This is a genomic window from Thalassospira sp. GB04J01 (genome assembly GCF_000751115.1).
In the GTDB taxonomy this organism is placed as follows: Bacteria; Pseudomonadota; Alphaproteobacteria; order Rhodospirillales; family Thalassospiraceae; genus Thalassospira; species Thalassospira lucentensis.
The window spans coordinates 95456-113264 of sequence record NZ_CCDX020000010.1; the positions used below are offsets into that span (position 1 = coordinate 95456).

General features: G+C 53.9%; 16 protein-coding genes. 1 reads left to right on the top strand and 15 read right to left on the bottom strand.

Features of this window, described 5'->3' with window-relative positions; all coding sequences use genetic code 11:
* Positions 1 to 8 precede the first annotated feature (8 nt).
* From AMM48_RS09900 to AMM48_RS09945, 10 genes are all read right to left on the bottom strand, one after another.
* Positions 9 to 1211: a UxaA family hydrolase gene (locus AMM48_RS09900; RefSeq protein WP_102783888.1), complete on the bottom strand. Its 1203-nt coding sequence runs from the start codon at positions 1209 to 1211 to the stop codon at positions 9 to 11.
* The gene (locus AMM48_RS09905) at positions 1208 to 1522 is read right to left on the bottom strand and encodes a UxaA family hydrolase (RefSeq protein WP_102783889.1); all 315 of its coding nucleotides are present in this window, start codon (positions 1520 to 1522) and stop codon (positions 1208 to 1210) included. The genes AMM48_RS09900 and AMM48_RS09905 overlap by 4 nt, the downstream gene beginning before the upstream one ends.
* Positions 1519 to 1965, bottom strand: a complete 447-nt coding sequence (locus tag AMM48_RS09910) for a MaoC/PaaZ C-terminal domain-containing protein (RefSeq protein WP_102783890.1) — start codon at positions 1963 to 1965, stop codon at positions 1519 to 1521. The genes AMM48_RS09905 and AMM48_RS09910 overlap by 4 nt, the downstream gene beginning before the upstream one ends.
* Positions 1958 to 3013, bottom strand: coding sequence for a Gfo/Idh/MocA family oxidoreductase (locus AMM48_RS09915; protein ID WP_102783891.1), 1056 nt, complete (start codon positions 3011 to 3013; stop codon positions 1958 to 1960). Before AMM48_RS09915 ends, AMM48_RS09910 begins: the two co-directional genes overlap by 8 nt.
* Positions 3006 to 3335, bottom strand: a complete 330-nt coding sequence (locus AMM48_RS09920; protein ID WP_102783892.1) for an L-rhamnose mutarotase — start codon at positions 3333 to 3335, stop codon at positions 3006 to 3008. The genes AMM48_RS09915 and AMM48_RS09920 overlap by 8 nt, the downstream gene beginning before the upstream one ends.
* Positions 3332 to 4450 (bottom strand): mandelate racemase/muconate lactonizing enzyme family protein, encoded by a 1119-nt coding sequence (locus tag AMM48_RS09925; protein WP_102783893.1) that lies wholly within the window; start codon positions 4448 to 4450, stop codon positions 3332 to 3334. Before AMM48_RS09925 ends, AMM48_RS09920 begins: the two co-directional genes overlap by 4 nt.
* A 9-nt stretch (positions 4451 to 4459) precedes the next feature.
* A complete protein-coding gene (ugpC, locus tag AMM48_RS09930) occupies positions 4460 to 5545 on the bottom strand; it encodes a sn-glycerol-3-phosphate ABC transporter ATP-binding protein UgpC (RefSeq protein ID WP_102783894.1) in 1086 nt (361 codons plus the stop codon).
* Between the two features lie 4 nt (positions 5546 to 5549).
* Positions 5550 to 6416, bottom strand: a complete 867-nt coding sequence (locus AMM48_RS09935; protein WP_022734285.1) for a carbohydrate ABC transporter permease — start codon at positions 6414 to 6416, stop codon at positions 5550 to 5552.
* Positions 6417 to 6419: 3 nt separating this feature from the next.
* The gene (locus AMM48_RS09940; protein WP_022734284.1) at positions 6420 to 7316 is read right to left on the bottom strand and encodes a sugar ABC transporter permease; all 897 of its coding nucleotides are present in this window, start codon (positions 7314 to 7316) and stop codon (positions 6420 to 6422) included.
* 102 nt (positions 7317 to 7418) lie between these two features.
* Positions 7419 to 8747 carry a sugar ABC transporter substrate-binding protein gene (locus AMM48_RS09945; protein WP_198413517.1) on the bottom strand — a complete coding sequence of 443 codons (1329 nt, stop codon included), beginning with the start codon at positions 8745 to 8747 and terminating at the stop codon, positions 7419 to 7421.
* A 237-nt stretch (positions 8748 to 8984) separates the two neighbouring features.
* Here AMM48_RS09945 and AMM48_RS09950 point away from each other — a divergent pair, with 237 nt between their 5' ends.
* Positions 8985 to 9815 carry an amidohydrolase gene (locus AMM48_RS09950; protein WP_102783895.1) on the top strand — a complete coding sequence of 277 codons (831 nt, stop codon included), beginning with the start codon at positions 8985 to 8987 and terminating at the stop codon, positions 9813 to 9815.
* A gap of 322 nt (positions 9816 to 10137) precedes the next feature.
* Here the strand turns inward: AMM48_RS09950 and AMM48_RS09955 are convergent, their stop codons facing one another.
* The 5 genes from AMM48_RS09955 to iolE form a co-directional block, all read right to left on the bottom strand.
* Complete coding sequence (locus tag AMM48_RS09955; protein WP_102783896.1) at positions 10138 to 13446, bottom strand: error-prone DNA polymerase; 3309 nt, start codon at positions 13444 to 13446, stop codon at positions 10138 to 10140.
* A 3-nt stretch (positions 13447 to 13449) separates the two neighbouring features.
* Positions 13450 to 14976 (bottom strand): DNA polymerase Y family protein, encoded by a 1527-nt coding sequence (locus AMM48_RS09960; protein ID WP_244271182.1) that lies wholly within the window; start codon positions 14974 to 14976, stop codon positions 13450 to 13452.
* Positions 14963 to 15742: a protein ImuA gene (locus AMM48_RS09965; RefSeq protein ID WP_102784031.1), complete on the bottom strand. Its 780-nt coding sequence runs from the start codon at positions 15740 to 15742 to the stop codon at positions 14963 to 14965. Before AMM48_RS09965 ends, AMM48_RS09960 begins: the two co-directional genes overlap by 14 nt.
* Before the next feature lie 342 nt (positions 15743 to 16084).
* On the bottom strand, positions 16085 to 16888 hold the full coding sequence (gene iolB, locus AMM48_RS09970) for a 5-deoxy-glucuronate isomerase (protein ID WP_102783897.1): 804 nt from the start codon (positions 16886 to 16888) through the stop codon (positions 16085 to 16087).
* Positions 16888 to 17805: a myo-inosose-2 dehydratase gene (gene iolE / locus AMM48_RS09975; RefSeq protein ID WP_102783898.1), complete on the bottom strand. Its 918-nt coding sequence runs from the start codon at positions 17803 to 17805 to the stop codon at positions 16888 to 16890. The genes iolB and iolE overlap by 1 nt, the downstream gene beginning before the upstream one ends.
* Positions 17806 to 17809 lie beyond the last annotated feature (4 nt).

Here is a 17809-nt window from a genome sequence, read left to right on the forward strand (position 1 = left end):
TTTCCTCCTCAAACGGTCGGCAGGCACGAAGGCCCGATTGGTTCAAACGTTTTGTATGTCAGAATGAATTCGCGATGACCGAGGATCTCAGACTTGGTTTGGGCGCCTTTTGCGACCGAAATCACCAGATCGTGGATTTCCTGTCCTACCTCCTCAATCGAGCGCAGGCCTTCGATGATTGCGCCTGCGTTCACATCCATGTCGTCTTCAAGCGCGCGGTACGTATCAGGATTGGCGCAAATTTTGATCACGGGTGAAATGGCCGAACCGACAACCGAGCCGCGCCCCGTGACGAAAAGCGTCATATGCGCACCACTTGCGATCATCTCGACGATTTCGGCATTGTCCGAAATATTCGGGAAGCCAAACCGCACTTCACCATCGGGCACCACATCCATCAGGTACAAGCCCCCCTTAGGCGGCACATCACCGGGCTTGATCAGCCCCATGATCTGGCTGTCACCGGATTTGACATAGGCGCCGAGGCTTTTTTCCTCGATCGTTGAAAGCCCGCCTGCGGCATTGCCCGCCGCAAACGATCCATATCCAAGGGTTGCGTAATACCGTTCAGCCTTTTCCACAGCCGCGCGCAGTTCTTTGCCCAATTCGGGCGTTGCTGCGCGTTCGACCATGATGTCTTCGCAACTGATCAGCTCGCCGGTTTCTTCAAAGATACAGGCCGCGCCTTCGCCGATCAGAAGATCAAAAGCCTTGCCCGCCGCCGGATTTCCCGAAATGCCGGACGTTCCATCCGATCCGCCGCAAATCGTTCCGATAATCAGCTCATCAACACCCATCGGAGCACGTTCAACCTGTGCCACCTTGGTCAGTGCCGAACGCACCCATTCTTTGCCGGTCGCAACCGTTTTTGCGGTTCCACCAGATCGCTGGATCACCAAGGTTTCGACCGGACGGTTGGACTCAGATACGGCCTTGGATGCGCGTACCTTGTCGAAACTTTCACAGCCAAGCGACACAAACAGCACCCCGCCGACATTGGGATGGGTACACAGACGTTCCATCATGCGCGCGGCATATTCGTTCGGGAAACAGCCGGGAAACCCGATCAGCTGCACGTCATTATCATCAAAGCCGGCCACAATTTTGGATGCAACGAAATGGGCACATTCAACAAGGTAAGCCACGACAATCGTGTTTCGGATGCCCTTGCGCCCATCGGCACGAAGATAGCCCTGGAATTGTTGTTTCATGATGACACCTCTGCGCTTTGCCCGTTTGCATCCTGCAATGCATAGGTTGGTGTATAGGCCGAACGAATGTTGTGAACATGAACATGTGCACCCGCCGCGATGGCGTGTGTCGCAATGCCGATCGGCATGCCGTATTTCAAGATACGTTCACCCTCAGCAATGTCACGACAGGCAATCTTGTGGGCCAGTGGGATCGCCTGCGTCAGCGTAATAACGCCGCTGACAAGTTCCACGTTGGTCCCCTCTGGTGCCAGTTTTCGGGCGACCAGCACATTGTCGTTCGGATGTAAAAGAATGAAAGGTCCTGTCACGGTCGCATCTCCACCATATAGATATGATCAGCAACAAGGGCGGTCTCGTCCTTTTGGTTTGTCACGGTCAGGCGTTCGGTAACCCGGCCATAACCGGGCCGTTTTTCCATCACTTCTTTATCCGTGATTTCGACACGCGATTTGATCGTGTCACCAATAAACACCGGTTTGACAAAACGCAGGCGGTCATAGCCGTATGAAAATGCGACTGGATTTATAACCGTTGCGGTCAATCCAACCCCGATGGTGAAAACCATGGTGCCATGGGCAATACGCTGACCAAAAGGCAGTGTCTTGCAAAATTCGGCATCAAGATGATGGGGAAAGAAATCGCCTGAGTGCCCGGCATGAACAACGAAATCGGTTTCCGTGATCGTGCGGCCCGTGGTGTCGCGGCAGTCCCCGATTGCGTAATCCTCAAAATAGATAACCTGCTCAAGCATTCGGGGCCTCCTTAATCGGATGCATCGGCTGTGCGGAGCTTTCATAGGCAGCTTCGACCAAGGCCATCGTGTGCCATGCATCCTCGGCGGAACCTTCAAGGTGCGCATTTAAACCACACGCAAACCGCTGAAGCTGTGCGAAACGCCCCTTGAATGCGGCGATGAACCAGTCACCGACCAGTTCGATCTGCCGCCATTCGCCGTCCGTATTGAGCCAAAGTTCGTCCGGTTCACCCTTGGGGTAGTCAAGATTGACCCCGAGCTTCATATAAGCGGCCCCTTTGGTACCGCAAATCCGAAACTCGCAGGCCTGAAATTTCCGGCCAAAAGCATGGTTGTGATTGATCGACAGGTTGCAGCGGATCTGATCGCTGTAATCAAGCATCATGGCACTGCGCGTGTTTGACATGCTTGAGGACGGATGCCCAAGGGTGCACGCATGAATGCCTTTGGGATTGCCCAAAAGGTCGCGCACAAAATCAAGATAATGGATCGAATGCAAAAGAATTTCGACGCGCGGCAGATTGGCAAGGAATTCCCACAAATGCCAGGGCGTATCAAGAGCAAGCCATGCATCAAAATCAACGATATCGCCAAGCAACCCTTGAGCAACCGCATCCTTAAGCGCCAGTGAGTTGGGCGCAAAGCGCAGCTGGAAATTAACCGCCGCCTTGATCTTTTTACGCCGTAAAACAGAGATAATCCGGTCGGCTTCGGCCAAGTCCGACCCCAGTGGTTTTTGGATCAGGGCAATGGCGCCATCCGGCAAGGTTTCAAGCACACCGACAATTGCCGCGGGCGGCACGGCAAGATCAAAGACAACCCCGGTTTGTCCTGCGGCCTCTTTGACCGTGTTAAATGCCTGTGTGTCGGCACCCGATGCGACTTTTTGCGCCTTGGCGGTATCAGGATCAAATATCCCGGCAACCGGGATACCCAGTTCGCGATAGGCTGGAAGATGCGCATCAGTCACGATGGATCCCGCGCCAAAGATCACGACGGGCATCGGTGTTTTGGGCATTTCAATTGTCTGGCGTAAATCAGTCATGATGAAAGACCTCCTCCATCTCAGCCCACCATTCGCCTTCATTGCGGCTTTCAAGGGGGCGCTGTAGTGGCTCACAGAAAGACCACCAACGCTGCGTTTCGGGATCGGCCGCCATTTTTGCCATGTCGGCATCGAAATCCGTGCCTACATATTCGAAATAGGCAAACAGCAGGTTTTCCGGTTCTTTCAGGAAAATTGAATAATTGCGGATATTGCATGCGGAAATCTTGGCAAGCACGCCGGGCCATGCATCGGCATGGAGCCGCTTGTATTGCCCGATGGCATCCTCACCAATGCCAATCAGTTGTCCATGGCGGGTCATTGCTGCCCCTCCTTTATTTCGAATGCGCTGCCTGAAAGAGTTAGGGCAGCAAGTTTTTCGTGATCCCAGTCGATGCCAAGCCCCGGCACATTGGGGGCAAGTGCCATCCCACCTTTGCGCGCCATAGGGGCCGCGATGTCTTCAAGCTGGGGAATATATTCAAGCCACGGTGCATTGGGCACGGCACAGACAAGACTGACATGCAGTTCCATCAAAAAGTGCGGACAGACCGACATGTTATGCGCCTCGGCCATGTGCGCGACCTTAAGCCACGGCGTAATACCGCCGACACGAGCAACATCGACCTGAACAATCTCGCACGCATTGGCACTGACATAATCGGCAAACTGTCCCAAGCTATACAGGCTTTCTCCCACCGCAATCGGCACACGCGATTGCGCCTGTAAACGGGCGTGCCCGGAAATGTCGTCCGATGGCAACGGTTCTTCGAACCATGCGATGTTAAGCTGCTCAAGCATCGGCACACGACGCTTTGCCTCGGCAGCGGTCATCGACTGATTGGCATCGGTCATGATCTCGTACTCATCGCCAAGCGCACTGCGCACCGCTTCGAGCCGGGCGGCATCACCGGAAACAGTTGGTGTTCCGATTTTGACCTTTGATCCGCGAAAGCCGTCTGCCTTTGCGGCCTTGGCATCTTCGACCAGTGCCTTGGGCGGCAGGTGAAGCCAACCGCCTTCGGTCGTATACATCGGCACCGTACTTTTGGCCCCACCCGCCAGAACATGAAGCGGAAGATTGGTTTTGTGACCGCGCATGTCCCAAAGGGCCGTATCAATCGCCGCAAGCGCAAGCGACATGATCGGCCCAACCGCCGTCGCATGAGAACAGAACAAAAGATCACGCCAGACGGCTTCGATGTGGTCTGCGTCCTGTCCCATCAGACGGGGCAGTAACGTTTTTTGCAACAGTGCCAGAACCGATGGGCCGCCATCCCCGATGGTGTAGCTGTATCCCATGCCCTGTGCACCGTCCGCGTCATGGAGCACGACAAAGATCGTTTCTTGTGACTTGAACGACTGAATCGCATCGGTGCGCACGACCTTTGGTTCAAGATCGACCAGAAATGCGTTTGCGCGTGTAATTCGTGCCATCAGATGACCTCAGCGTTTCAGTGCCGCGCCGGTTTCGGCGTCAAACAGGTGACATTTGTCGAGCATGATCTGGAATGTCATACGCTCGCCAGTTTGGACCGGACGCGGGTTGAACATCTTGGCCTGTACTTCTTTGCCCGCAAGCACCGAGAAAAGCAGTGTTTCCGTGCCCAATGGCTCGGTGAGGTTAACTTCCATCTCGACCTCGGCCATATGTTCACCGTGCGGAAGCGCGTGGCCCACCGGCATGATGTTGTCGGCCCGTACACCAAAGGTAACAGGCTGTCCTTCGGCCAGAGAATAGCCCGGCGGCATGGCAATAAGGGTACCATCGGAAAACGCGAGCTTCCCGTCTTTGACAACCGCATCCAAAAGATTCATCGGCGGCGAGCCGATGAATGTTGCAACAAAGGTGTTTAATGGATTTTCAAACACCTCAAGCGGTGTCCCGACCTGTTCAATATGGCCGTCGCGCATGATGACAATACGATCAGCAAGCGTCATGGCCTCGACCTGATCATGGGTGACGTAAATGATGGTCGATTTTAATTTCTGATGCAATTTTTTGATCTCGACCCGCATCTGGGTGCGCAATTTTGCATCAAGGTTTGAAAGTGGCTCGTCAAACAGGAAGACTTCCGGGTGACGGACAATGGCGCGCCCCATCGCCACACGTTGACGTTGCCCGCCAGAAAGTGCACCGGGCTTCCGATCCAGAAGTGGCGTCAACGACAGGATTTCTGCGGCCTTATCGACCGCATCGTCGATTACCGGCTGCGCCTGTTTGGCAACCTTAAGCGAAAAGCCAAGGTTTTCACGCACCGTCATATGCGGATAGAGCGCGTAGTTCTGAAACACCATCGAGATGTTGCGTTCGCGCGGCGGAAGGTCATTAACCACCCGCCCGCCAATCTGAACCTCGCCGCCAGAAATCGCCTCAAGTCCAGCGACCATACGCAGGGTTGTCGACTTTCCACAGCCCGACGGCCCTACCAGAACGACAAATTCGCTGTCGGCGATTTCAAGGTTGATGGAATGAACGACTTCAAGAACGCCGTATTTCTTCACCACATTGCGAAGGGTGACATTCGCCATTTTCTTATCCTTTCACGCCGCCAAAGGTCAGGCCGGCTATGAGGTGTTTCTGCACGAGGAAAGTAAGGATCAGCGCGGGGATAATCATCAAAACCGCAAGCGCACACATCCCCCCCCAGTTAAGGGTAAATTCCGAAGTGAAATCTAAAAGTCCAACCGGCATCGTCTTTGACGTGGTCGAACGCGTTAGCTGGGACGCCAGCGCATATTCGTTCCATGACGTCAAAAAGGCGAAGATACCAGCAGAAGCAATGCCAGAGCGCGCGACGGGAAATTCAACCCGCCAGAAGGCTTGCCACCGGGTACAGCCATCGATCTCGGCGGCTTCGGCCAGTTCCGGGGGAACCTGCCTGAAAAAGCCGTCAATAAGCCAGATCGTAAAGGGAACATTCAGCGCGACATAGGCCATCACCATACCCAGATGTGTATCGATGATGCCAACCCGCGCAAAGATAATGAACAGCGGCAAGGATAGCGCCACACCGGGCACTGCACGCGTCACCATCAGGGCGACAAACACGCCGCCCTTGAACTTGAATTTATACCGGGCAAAGGCATAGCCCCCCGCCATCCCGATCAGAATCGCGATCACGGTCGAGGTCACCGAAATGATCAGCGAGTTGGTAAAATAGGTCAGGACAGGTACGCCCCCCTCGCCAATCCCGCCAAACATTGCGCGGTAATGGTCAAGGTTCAGCTCGTTTGGGATCCAGACAGGCGGTTTTGCCATGATCTCGACCGTTGGACGGAAAGAATTCAACACGATCCAGAGCCCCGGCACACACAGGACCATCATCGCGGAAAACAAACCAAAGAAATGCAATCCCTTAAGGGAATGACGGCGGATGCGGTGGTTCATATTGGTCGCCATTGCTTACGCCCCCATCCCAAGTTCACGCCGGGACTGTGTCAGTTTCTTAAAGAAATACACGGTGAAGAAGATCGCGAGAAAGATCGAGATATAGCCCATCGCATTAGCATACCCCATGCGCGCATCGACGTAGCCCGTCCGGCCAATCAGGGTCCACAGCAGCTCTGTCCGGCGCGCAGGCCCCCCATTTGTCATGATCTGAACGATGTCATAGGCGCGCGCCACATCAAGTGATCGGATCGCCATCGCGATGTATATGAACGGCATCAGAAACGGCAACGTCACATAACGAAATGATTGCAAAGACGTACAGCCGTCAACCTTGGCTGCTTCGAGGGGATCGCGTGGAATGGCATAAAGCCCGGCAAGAATGAGAATCCCAAACACCGATGTTGCCGTCCAGACTTCCGCAAAGATGATCGAAAACATCGCAAGATTGCCATCGACCAACCATGGGATGGCCTGATCGGTAATGCCCAGCGACTGAAGCGCATTGTTCACAAGCCCGACATTGTCGTTAAAGATGAACTTGAACTGGAAACCGACCAAGATCGGCGAGAACATCATCGGGAACATCATCATCGTGCGCAAAAGGCGTTGGCCGCTGGTGACTTTCGACACCATAAGCGCAAGACCAAGGCCCAGCAGCATCTCAAGATTAAGGGCCACGGCCAGCAACAGAACGGTTCGCCCAAAGGCTGCCCAGAACTTCACATCAGTCACGGCTTTTTCGTAGTTAAACAATCCGACCCAGTTAAAAATACTGTCTGGCCGGGTCAGCCGATAGGACGTGAAACTCGAATAGAGCGAGAAAACGAGCGGGATCAGCACGACGGCCGATAGAATGATGATGGCTGGCAATAAAAGAACCAACCACGGAGGGAGCTTCAAGCGCTTCATGAGGATGTCCCGTAGAGCGGCACGGATGGCCCGTGCATTTCAGGCGGATGGAAGATTGGACCGGACGACACAGACAAAACCATGCCGTCCGGTATTTCTGGCTTAGTAGACGCCTTCTTCCTGCATCAACTCGTCAACGGACTCTTGCGCATCGGCAAGCGCCTCATCAACGGTTTTGTCACCAAGAATGGCGGCCTGAAGTTCAGGATAGATGATGTTGGTGGTTTCAATCCAAAGCGGGGTTGGCGGCACCGCAAATGCGGTTGCAGCCGTTTCCTTGAACGCAGCCAGAACTTCGCTGCGATACGGATCGCCTTTTGCCTGTTCGGAAACATAGTCCCAAACAGCGGTTCGTGACGGCAATGGACCAGCAGCACTTTCAAGTTTCTGACTGTCTTCGTTGGTCAGGAAGTCAACAAGTGACGCCGCAGCTTCTTTGTTTTCACAATCTTCGGTCACAGAGAAACCATGGAACCCGGACCAACCGGTGCGCACACCAGCCGAACCCTTGGGTGCCGGGGCGACACCAACATTACCGGCAACTTTCGATGCTGACGGATCGTTAAAGAACCCGGCCCAGCCCGGCCAATCAAGGTTTAATCCGATTGTCCCGGACGCGAACCCGTTTCCAAGGTCATCCCAAAGATAGTTGGTCGTACCAGCAGGAACCGCACCGGCGTCATACAGATCAACAAACCACTGCAAGGCGCGTTTGCCTTCTTCGGAATTGAAAGCCGGCGAGAAGTCGTCGTTAAACAGCTTACCACCTTCGGCAACGACCATTTCGTAATAACGACCAACGATGGCTTCGTCTTTACCTGCATACTGAGTGCCATAGAAGTTCGGCGGATCCGCAAAGAAGATCGCCTGATCTTTTACCTGCGCCCAGGTTTCGGGCACAGCAAGCGGATAGCCGTACTTGTCTTCGAATGCCGCAGCCTTCTCGGCATCTTCATAAAGGTCTTTTTGATAGTAAAGTGCCGAAACATCAAACTGCGCACGCGGCAGCATGACCAGCTTGCCGTCAAAGGTGGCGGCTTTGATGTTGGCCTGCACAAACTCGGCAACCGTATCCTTGCTCACCAAGTCGCCCAGGTCGGTATAAAGTGCCGAATACTGGGATGCAAAGGACGAGTGGTTCGATCCAACACACCAGTCGGTCGTGCCTGCTGCGATGTCGGACTTGAATTCCTTATCCAGTTCGAAGTGGTTCTTCTTGGATATGATGTTCACTTTTGCGCCGGTCGCGGCTTCCCATTCAGGAATGCGGGCATAAAGTGCTTCATATTGCTGCCCACCGATCAGTTTGGCTTCGATGGTCACCCCATCAAATTCAGCCGCCTGGCCGATACTACTGACGCTGACAACTGCGGTTACCGCTGCCGCTGTGGCAAGTATGGCGCTCGACGCGCCCTTTAAAAACGTTCTCACTATTTCCTCCCTAAATGGAACGGTCTTCTCCAACTGGCTTTGGCTTCCGCTGCCGTTATTTTGTTAATTTCATATTCGGAAGCATCTTTTATATTTAAACTTGACTTCGATAGTGAGTCAAGTTGAACTCACCAAAGAAATCGCTTAGCCCGTGAAAAAACACAGGATATCCTGCATATCCCACGTAAAATCCCCAATAAGGCCACGCAAAAAAGATCAGGACAAAGAGGAACCTTCATGTTTATCGACACCCATCTTCATCTGGTTTCCCGTGAACACGTTACATACCCTTGGTTGACGGATGTCCCCGCGCTCAACCGTGACTGGACCTATGATGAGTATGAAAGCACAGCCAAACGCATTGGCATTGCAGGTGTCTTGCACATGGAAGTTGATTGCGCGCCGGAATTTATCGAAACAGAAAACGCCTTTGTCGCCGACCTGATGGCGCGACCGGGGAGTTTGATGCGCGGGGCCATTTCATCGGCCCGGCCCGAAGCAGAAGATTTTACCAGCTTCCTCGATCGCCTCGATCCGAAGGTGGTCAAAGGCATCCGCCGCGTATTACACGTCGTTCCTGATGAACTCTCACAAGACACCGGCTTTCGCGCGAACGTTGGACTGATCGGTAAAAAGGGCCTGCCCTTTGACATCTGTGTCAGCCAACGACAGCTCGACCTAGCCATTGATCTTGCCGACGCCTGCCCCAATACGGTCTTTGTGCTTGACCATTGCGGTGTTCCTGACATTGCCGGGGATGGGTACAAAGATTGGGAAAAATCAATCACACGCCTTGCTGAACGCCCGCATGTAAATGCAAAGATTTCGGGCATTTCGGCCTATGCCGCCCCCGACTGGACGCTTGAGACGCTACGCCCCTATGTCGAACATATTATTGAAAGCTTTGGCTGGGATCGTGTGGTCTGGGGATCAGACAGCCCGGTTTGCACGCTGAATTCGTCGCTGGACCAATGGATGGCCACAACACAGGTCTTGATTGCAGGCGCATCAGAAACCGAACGCGCCGCGTTTGCCCGCGGCAATGCTAAACGGATCTGGAATATTTAGTCTGGAAATAAACTGCGCCAATACTCAAGACTTAAGCCCGGCACAGATCACTGCCTGAAATTATGTCTCGCGCCCCGGCCCTGCACATATTGTCAATTGAGTCGGAATCTGCCGGACCAAACGAATGCCAAGTCTGTTTCATGCCACAAGCATCTAGAACGCCAGACACGGCAAGAACAGGATCAAAAGAATAACACCGACAATCACACTTGGATTGCCCAACCCTGACAGTAACCTACCCGATACCGCATGAGGTACTTGAAGGAAGGGAATGGTGAGCGTCTCTAAAGGCTTCAACCCGACCGAGGTCAAGCCTCCACCATTAGTGGAAATCATGACTGTCGACTTTCAAGCTTGGCGTTTTTTGGGGTTTGGACACGCCTGACGAGCCTAAACTGTCCAATCCTGTCGCCCATCTCAGATTGCGTGGATGTGTGTTGTTGCTGCGCGCAATTTTTGTGTTTTCATTCATGTTTTGCAGCATGCCGGTCAGATCGACCAATTTATCCGCAATGATATGGGTAACTCCATCTTCACGCTGGAGCTTACCGGTAACGCCAAGGACGGTGGCGGTCATGATCTCGCGCCGGAACTTTTCCATGACCTTGCTCCAGACCACCAGATTAACAATGCCCGCCTCATCCTCAAGCGTGATAAAAACCACCCCGGATGCAGTCCCCGGGCGTTGACGGACAATGGCAAGACCAGCATGGGTCACACGATCTCCGTCTTTCAAATTGGGCAGGTCGGATGCCTTGCATATGCCCGCCGCGGCCAACGCATCGCGTAGCATGGTCATCGGGTGCCCCTTTAACGACAGGCGCAGGCTGGCGTAATCCTCAACAATCTCTTCGCCTGGTCCCATGACAGGTAAATCGACCGGCGCTTCGGCCCCGAACTCGGCCGAAACACCCATATTGTGATTGAAGTTCTGGGCTGCTTCAAAAAGCGGTAAAACTGGCGGTGCCTTGCGCCCCTTGCCAAAACGTCGCACCGCCCAAAGGGCCTCACGCCGGGACAGGCCAAGTGACCCGAACGCATCCGCCTCGGCCAGCTTTTCAAGTGCGGCGGGCGAAAGTCCCGTTTGACGGGCCATCAGATACAGATCCTGATAACCGCCCAATGGTCGGTTATCCATCACGGCCAAGGCGTCAAGCGCGCCAAATCCCCGGATTTGGCGAAATCCCAACCGCACAGAATGATAGCCGCCATGACGCCCCAATTCCCGTTCCAGCCGATTGTCCCAGAAACTGTGATTGATATCGATCTCCAACACACGCACACCGTGACTTTTGGCATCCGCAACAAGCTGTGCCGGGGCATAAAACCCCATCGGCTGAGCATTGAGAAGCGCGCAGAGGAACACATCCGGGTGATGGCATTTCAGCCAGGATGACGCATACGCCAGAATGGCAAAACTCGCCGCATGGCTTTCGGGAAACCCGTAATCGGCAAAGCCTTCAATCTGTTTAAAGCAACGCTCGGCAAACTCTTGATCGTAGCCATTCCTGAGCATGCCATTGATAAATTTGTCGCGATGTTCGCCAATCGTACCGGTGCGTTTAAAGGTTGCCATTGCCCGTCTAAGATTGTCGGCCTCCCCCCCGGAATACCCCGCCGCGACAATTGCGATCTGCATCGCCTGTTCCTGAAATAGCGGCACGCCACAGGTGCGCTTGAGAACGGCTTCAAGCTCCCTTGACGGGTAATCAACCTTTTCGCGTTTCATCCGCCGCTGCAAAAACGGATGCACCATTCCGCCTTGAATCGGACCGGGCCGAACAATGGCGACCTGGATCGTAAGGTCATACAAACTGCGCGGTCTCAGACGCGGCAACATGCTCATTTGCGCACGCGATTCCACTTGAAACGTGCCGATGCTGTCGGCCTTGGCCAGCATGTCATACACTTTGCCGTCTTCCTTGGGCAGAGTGGCAAGCGTGTAATCGATATTCTTATGGTCGCGTAACGCATCAAACGCCTTGCGTATGCAGGTCAACATGCCAAGGGCAAGTACATCGACCTTAAGAATCCCCAACGCATCAATGTCATCCTTATCCCATTCAATGGTGGTGCGATCCGCCATTGCGGCATTGGCAATCGGGGACAACTCACAAAGCGGTCCACGCGTAATCACAAACCCGCCTACATGTTGCGAGAGATGGCGGGGAAAGCCGGTCAACTCGCCAGCCAGGCCCAACACGGCTTTCAACCGGGGTTCATCGGGATGAATGCCTGACTGGCGCATCATGTCATCATGTGCCCCCTTACTGCCCGACCCCCAGATGGTTTTGGTCAGTTTGACAATCGTGTCTTCTGACAGGCCAAATACCTTGCCGACATCACGAATGGCACTGCGCGACCGATATGAAATTACGGTTGCCGTCAAACCGGCACGGTCCCGACCATAACGTTCATAGATATGCTGAATGACTTCTTCGCGGCGTTCATGTTCAAAATCAACGTCGATGTCAGGCGGTTCATTGCGCGCACTGCTGATAAAGCGTGAAAACAGCAATTCAACCCTGGCCGGATCAACCGATGTGACATGCAGGCAAAAACAAACCGATGAATTGGCCGCCGATCCGCGTCCCTGACAAAGAATATTTCGCGACCGGGCAAAAGCAACAATGTCATGCACGGTCAGAAAATAGGGCGAAAAGCCAAGCTCATCGATCAGTTTCAGCTCGGTTTCGATTAAAACGCGAACCTTGTCAGGAATGCCATCAGGATAACGTTTCTGCGCCCCTTCCCAAGTCAGGCGAACAAGGCGCTCCTGCGTGCCTTCACCTGATCCATCATTTTCATCGGGATATTCATATGTCAGCTCTGTAAGGCTAAAGCGACATTGATCGGCAATTTCAACCGTTCGGGCCAACCACTGGGGATGGTCGGGAAACAGACGCGCCATTTCGTACGGCGATTTGATGTGGCGCTCCCCATTGGGGAACAGGCGATATCCGGCATCCTCAATTGTACAATGATGACGAATACAGGTCAGGACATCCTGTAATGGTTTACGCGATCGCAGATGCATATGCACATCATTGGTAACCACGGCAGGAATACCAAGATCGGTCTCGACGGCCTCGGTAAAGGCCAGCCTTTCACTATCAAATCCATCCATGAAACGTCCAACCGCTAGCCAGATCTTCCCGGCGAAATAGCCTTGAAGTCGCACCAACTCAAGACGAAAGGCGTCATCAGGCACCTGTGGCGGCACGACAATAAACAGCTGACCTTCGGCATGGTCGAGAATGTCAGAAAGATAAATTTCGCACGATCCCTTGGGGGCACGGCGCTTGCCCACGGTCAAAAGCCGGCACAATCGGGCATAGGCGGCCCGATCCGTCGGATAACACAGCAAGGAGGGCGCATCGACAGGATCAATCCGGCAGCCAACCACATAGTTCAGCCGGTCCTTATAATGCGCATGAGCACTGTGGCCACGCACGACACCGGCCAAACTATTACGGTCGGTAATTGCAATCGCATGCAGCCCCTTGGTTGCGGCACTCAATACCAACTCTTCGGCATGTGAGGCCCCACGCAGAAAGGAAAAATTGCTGCTGACCTGAAGCTCGGCATAGCCGGTTTCATCCGGGATCGCTGGGGGGATGTCTTGCGTCATGGTCTATCCCCCAAACAGGCCATGAACGGACCAGATATCTTGCCCGAACGAGCCACTTCGAAACAGCCACAGCATCCGGCCTTTCTGATCGCACACCCGGAAATAATCGCGGGTCTGCTGGCTTAGGGAAAAGTCATGCCGGTCCAGATGCTCCCACCATTCAGGGCAAATGCGTTCGGGTCCCTCGGCACGCAGAATTTCAACAACCACCTTGCGCCAGCGCAGTCTGATCGGGGTCCCCGTATCACTGCGCGCAAGAATATCGACAGGCTCGGGCGGATCAATCAGGCGCACGGGCCGACGGGGCAGGCTCACGTTATCAAGCCGCATCGGCTTGACCGGTCCCGTAACGGCCTGACGGACGGCCGCCCGTTCAGGCAGGTAGCTGGCATGATGCCCCGGGTAAAACAGGCTATCGTCCGCCCCCAGATGATGCGTGATCCGGTCAACCAATTGCGCAAGGGCGATGGTTCCGCCACTGTCATCCTGCTTTTGATCCAGCCGGACCTGACGAAAGGTGACATGTTCAACCCAGGGCGCATAAAGGACGATCTGCTCAATGCCAAACCCGGCATCCACACCAGGCATTTTTTCCGCAAGAAGCCGCAGGATGTGAAGCTCGATCTGGCACGGACTGCCGGTTGTCACAGCAATCGTATGGGTATGCCCATCGACCTGTATACAGCGCAAAACGACACGGCGCAGACCCAGATTTTCGCGCCGAAGTCTTTCGCACAACTCCGCCATCATGGCTTCAACCGCCTGCACAAGAGTGACAGCATCCCCCAATGGTTCGCCAAAATTGCGTCCGATCAGCCAGCGATGTTCGGGCAATTCAAAACTCAGATGTTCCGGCAGACGGCCATAAAACTGATCAAGGCGTTGCAAAACATCCGGCCCCAGCCGGGTGGTGATGTTCGCACGCGGTAATGGCGTAATATCGCCAAGACGTTTGAGCCCAAGTCGGGAAAGCAAGGTCAAAATATCATCCGTTAGCCTGAGACAGGACACAGGAAATCGCGCAGAAACCGTATGATCGCGCGGCAGATGCAGGATGCGCTGATCGGGCGCATCAGGATGACAGCGCGCCGCCGCCCAAGCCGCCCCGGCGGTATCGGCAATCGCAGCACGCGCATGCATGCCACGTGCCTGCACATCACGCAAAACCTGCCCCAGCATTGCAGCTTCGCCGCCAAATAAATGGCTCCCGCCCGTAATGTCGAGCCATAAGCCCGCGTCCCCCTGCAAGCTTTGGGTATGCAGCATACGGTCTGGTGCTATCCATGGGCTGTAGCGATCCATAAACTGGATCAGACGGGTTAGTTCCGATTGATAACGGTCGGGCTCTTCGGAAATATTCGTCAGATCAGGCAGGATGCTGCGCGCATCGGACAGGCGCATGGCACCATGCAGCCCCGCCTGATACGCAGCACCATTCAATCCGCACACCAGAACGCCTTTGGGATCAACACGCGTGATGATCAGTGGCACATCGGCCTGGGGGCTTTGCCGTGTTTCATTTCCGCACACAGGCGACGTGATCCGATGGCAGTCGATCTTCCATTGCGTCAACCACAGATATAGAAAACGTTGCTGCATTGATCTCAACTCTCCAGCCGCCCGGTCGAACCCCACGTCCCCCGATCAGGCTGAGATGATGAATATTTCCTGTACTATTTGTCTTCCGGTCATCGGAAGGTTCGATTTTCCAGCGCGTTAGCGCACTGGATGGTGCAAGACGTTTGGTCTGTTGCGCCCTTCTCAGCACGATCAAACGGGTCCCGGCCTTCTCACACGCCAGTTGCAGACGTCGGGCCGCCGTCAAACCATAGTCGGTTGTCTCCAGAATAACCGATGCGACCTGCCCGGATTTGGCAACTTCTTCACATGCCCAAAGAGCCGTAACCTGCTGCCCCGTCGTCATCATCAAGGGCGGCGGACCCGATGCCAAGTCAGGCAGGGACAAGTGATAAAACCGACCCTGATCAATGGCCCGCCGCTGCCTGATCCAAAAGACAGATTTGCCACACGGTCCTGTTTCACATTTATTTTCGCCAATCTGCGCAAGATGCCACGCCAGAACCGATGCGGCCCCATCGTCATGGCCGCAAACCACTTCATGCAAGCCAACAGATCGAATACCGACAGGACCAATATGCCGAGATAGCGACACATTCCCAAAGGCATGCGACATCACACCATCCGTCTCACTGATCGGACAAGCAGCCTGCCCTTTCCACTGTTTGTCGAGCTGTGCCAAAGCGGCACGCGCCTCATCAAGCCGTTCAGTTAACATCACACACAACATATGTTCACTATTTGTTCTTTTCTAGGCGCGAACATACCCCAGAGTCAAATTGAAACTCCTGAGTCTCCTTTCTTCCAAGTTATTGCACACTAATAGCTTCTATCGATTTATCTTCTCCTGCCAGAAGCGTATGATAGGAAGATTCAGGAGAACATCATACAGAACAAACAGCTAAGTGTTGTCAGGCCATAATTCCAAATTATGACCGACTGGAAGCATGTAGCATTTACTTAGTGCCAGAAAAGACGACATTTAATTGCATGCACACCAACGAGAAAAGCCTTCAAATGGCTCAGCCGTATTCGCGGAAAACTCTCGATTAGTCTGCAATCACTTGCTATCGCGCTGGAATATCCAGTCATGATCCGGATGGTTTTGGAAACGCCATTTGCGCATCGGTCCGGCCATGACGTTAAGATAATACATCTCATAGCCATATGGGCTGCCGCACGGATGGTGTCCCTTGGGCACCAGAACGACATCGCCATCTGCAACCGCCATGGTTTCATCCAACTCACCATCCTCGGTGAAGACCCGCTGGAACCCAAACCCCTGAGCAGGGTTAAGGCGATGATAATAGGTCTCTTCAAGATAGGTCATGTCAGGATAGTTATCCTCATCATGACGATGGGGCGGATAACTTGACCAGTTGCCTTGCGGGGTAAAGACCTCGGTCACCAGCAGGCTATCGGCAATGTCTTTATCTTCCATCGCAATCGGATGAATATAGCGGGTATTGGCCCCTTTGCCACGCTCAACCAGTTCGATATCACTGATCACCCCTGCCGGGTAATTTCCCTTACCCGGTGCGGTACAAACCGCAAGCGTACAATCGGTCGTGGCCACCGCTTTCCAGTTCGCCTCATTGGGTGCATAGACGCAAGCAGGCGGGATCCGCTCAAAAACGCTCATACGTTTGCCAAGTTCACCGAAATCCTGATCATCGACAGAGATGCTTGCCTTGCCTTCGACCAGAACCAGAATGACTTCACGATCCCCTGTTGCTTCGGCAGCACTTTCGCCCGCTTTCAGGTGATACAGACCAAACCCGACATATCCCCAACTGGCATCTTTGGCGGTAATGTCATGCACCTTGCCCTGTGTTCCACTTGGTTTTCTAAGCAGGTCTGCCATCAGATGTCTCCTTTATCCAGTCTGGTATCCAGTCCGGTTTTCTCGGCCATATCGCGGAGCGATTTCAACCCCAGTGACTGGTATTCAAACGGGTTGCGCACATTGGGGTCCTGTTCGGCCTCAATCACCAGCCAGCCGGAATAACCGTGTTCACCCGCTATTTTCAGGACCGGCTCAAACGCAACGGCACCTTCGGCGTCCCCTGGGACGGTAAAGACACCACGGCGCACACCTTCAAGGAAGCTCAAGCCCTCTTCACGGACCTGTTTGCTGATCGCCGGGCGCACGTTTTTACAATGGATGTGACCAACACGATCCATATAACGGGTCGCCAATTCTTTGGGGTCGGCACCGCCAAACCATGCGTGTCCGGTATCTAGCAACAACTTGGTTTTCGGGCCGGTGTTGGCCATAAAGGCATGAATTTCATCGGCAGTTTCAACAATGGTTCCCATGTGATGATGATAGACCAGATCAATGCCCTGATCGGCACAATAGGCCGCAATTGCCTCAACATCCGCGCCGAACTTTACCCAATGATCATTGTGCAGAACCGGACTGTTGTTCAGAGCAACGTTATCATTTCCATGAATAGCATTTGACGTTTCACATACGATGCAAACCTCGCACTCCATGGCTTTTAGCAAATCGAGATGCGGCTGGATGGCTTTTTTCTCATCCTCGACCGAATGGGTCAGAAGGTTAAGCGAATGCCAGCCAGACACGAATTTAAGACCGTGGGGCTCAAGGGCCGCTTTTAAGGCAGACGGCTCTGTCGGCATTTTGTGGCCTTTTTCAATGCCGTCAAAGCCGATTTTTCCAGCTTCGGACAAACAGGTCTCAAGGCTGATTTCTGCGCCAAGGGTCTGGTCATCATCATTGGACCAGGCAATCGGATTGGTACCGTAAAGGATCATAATT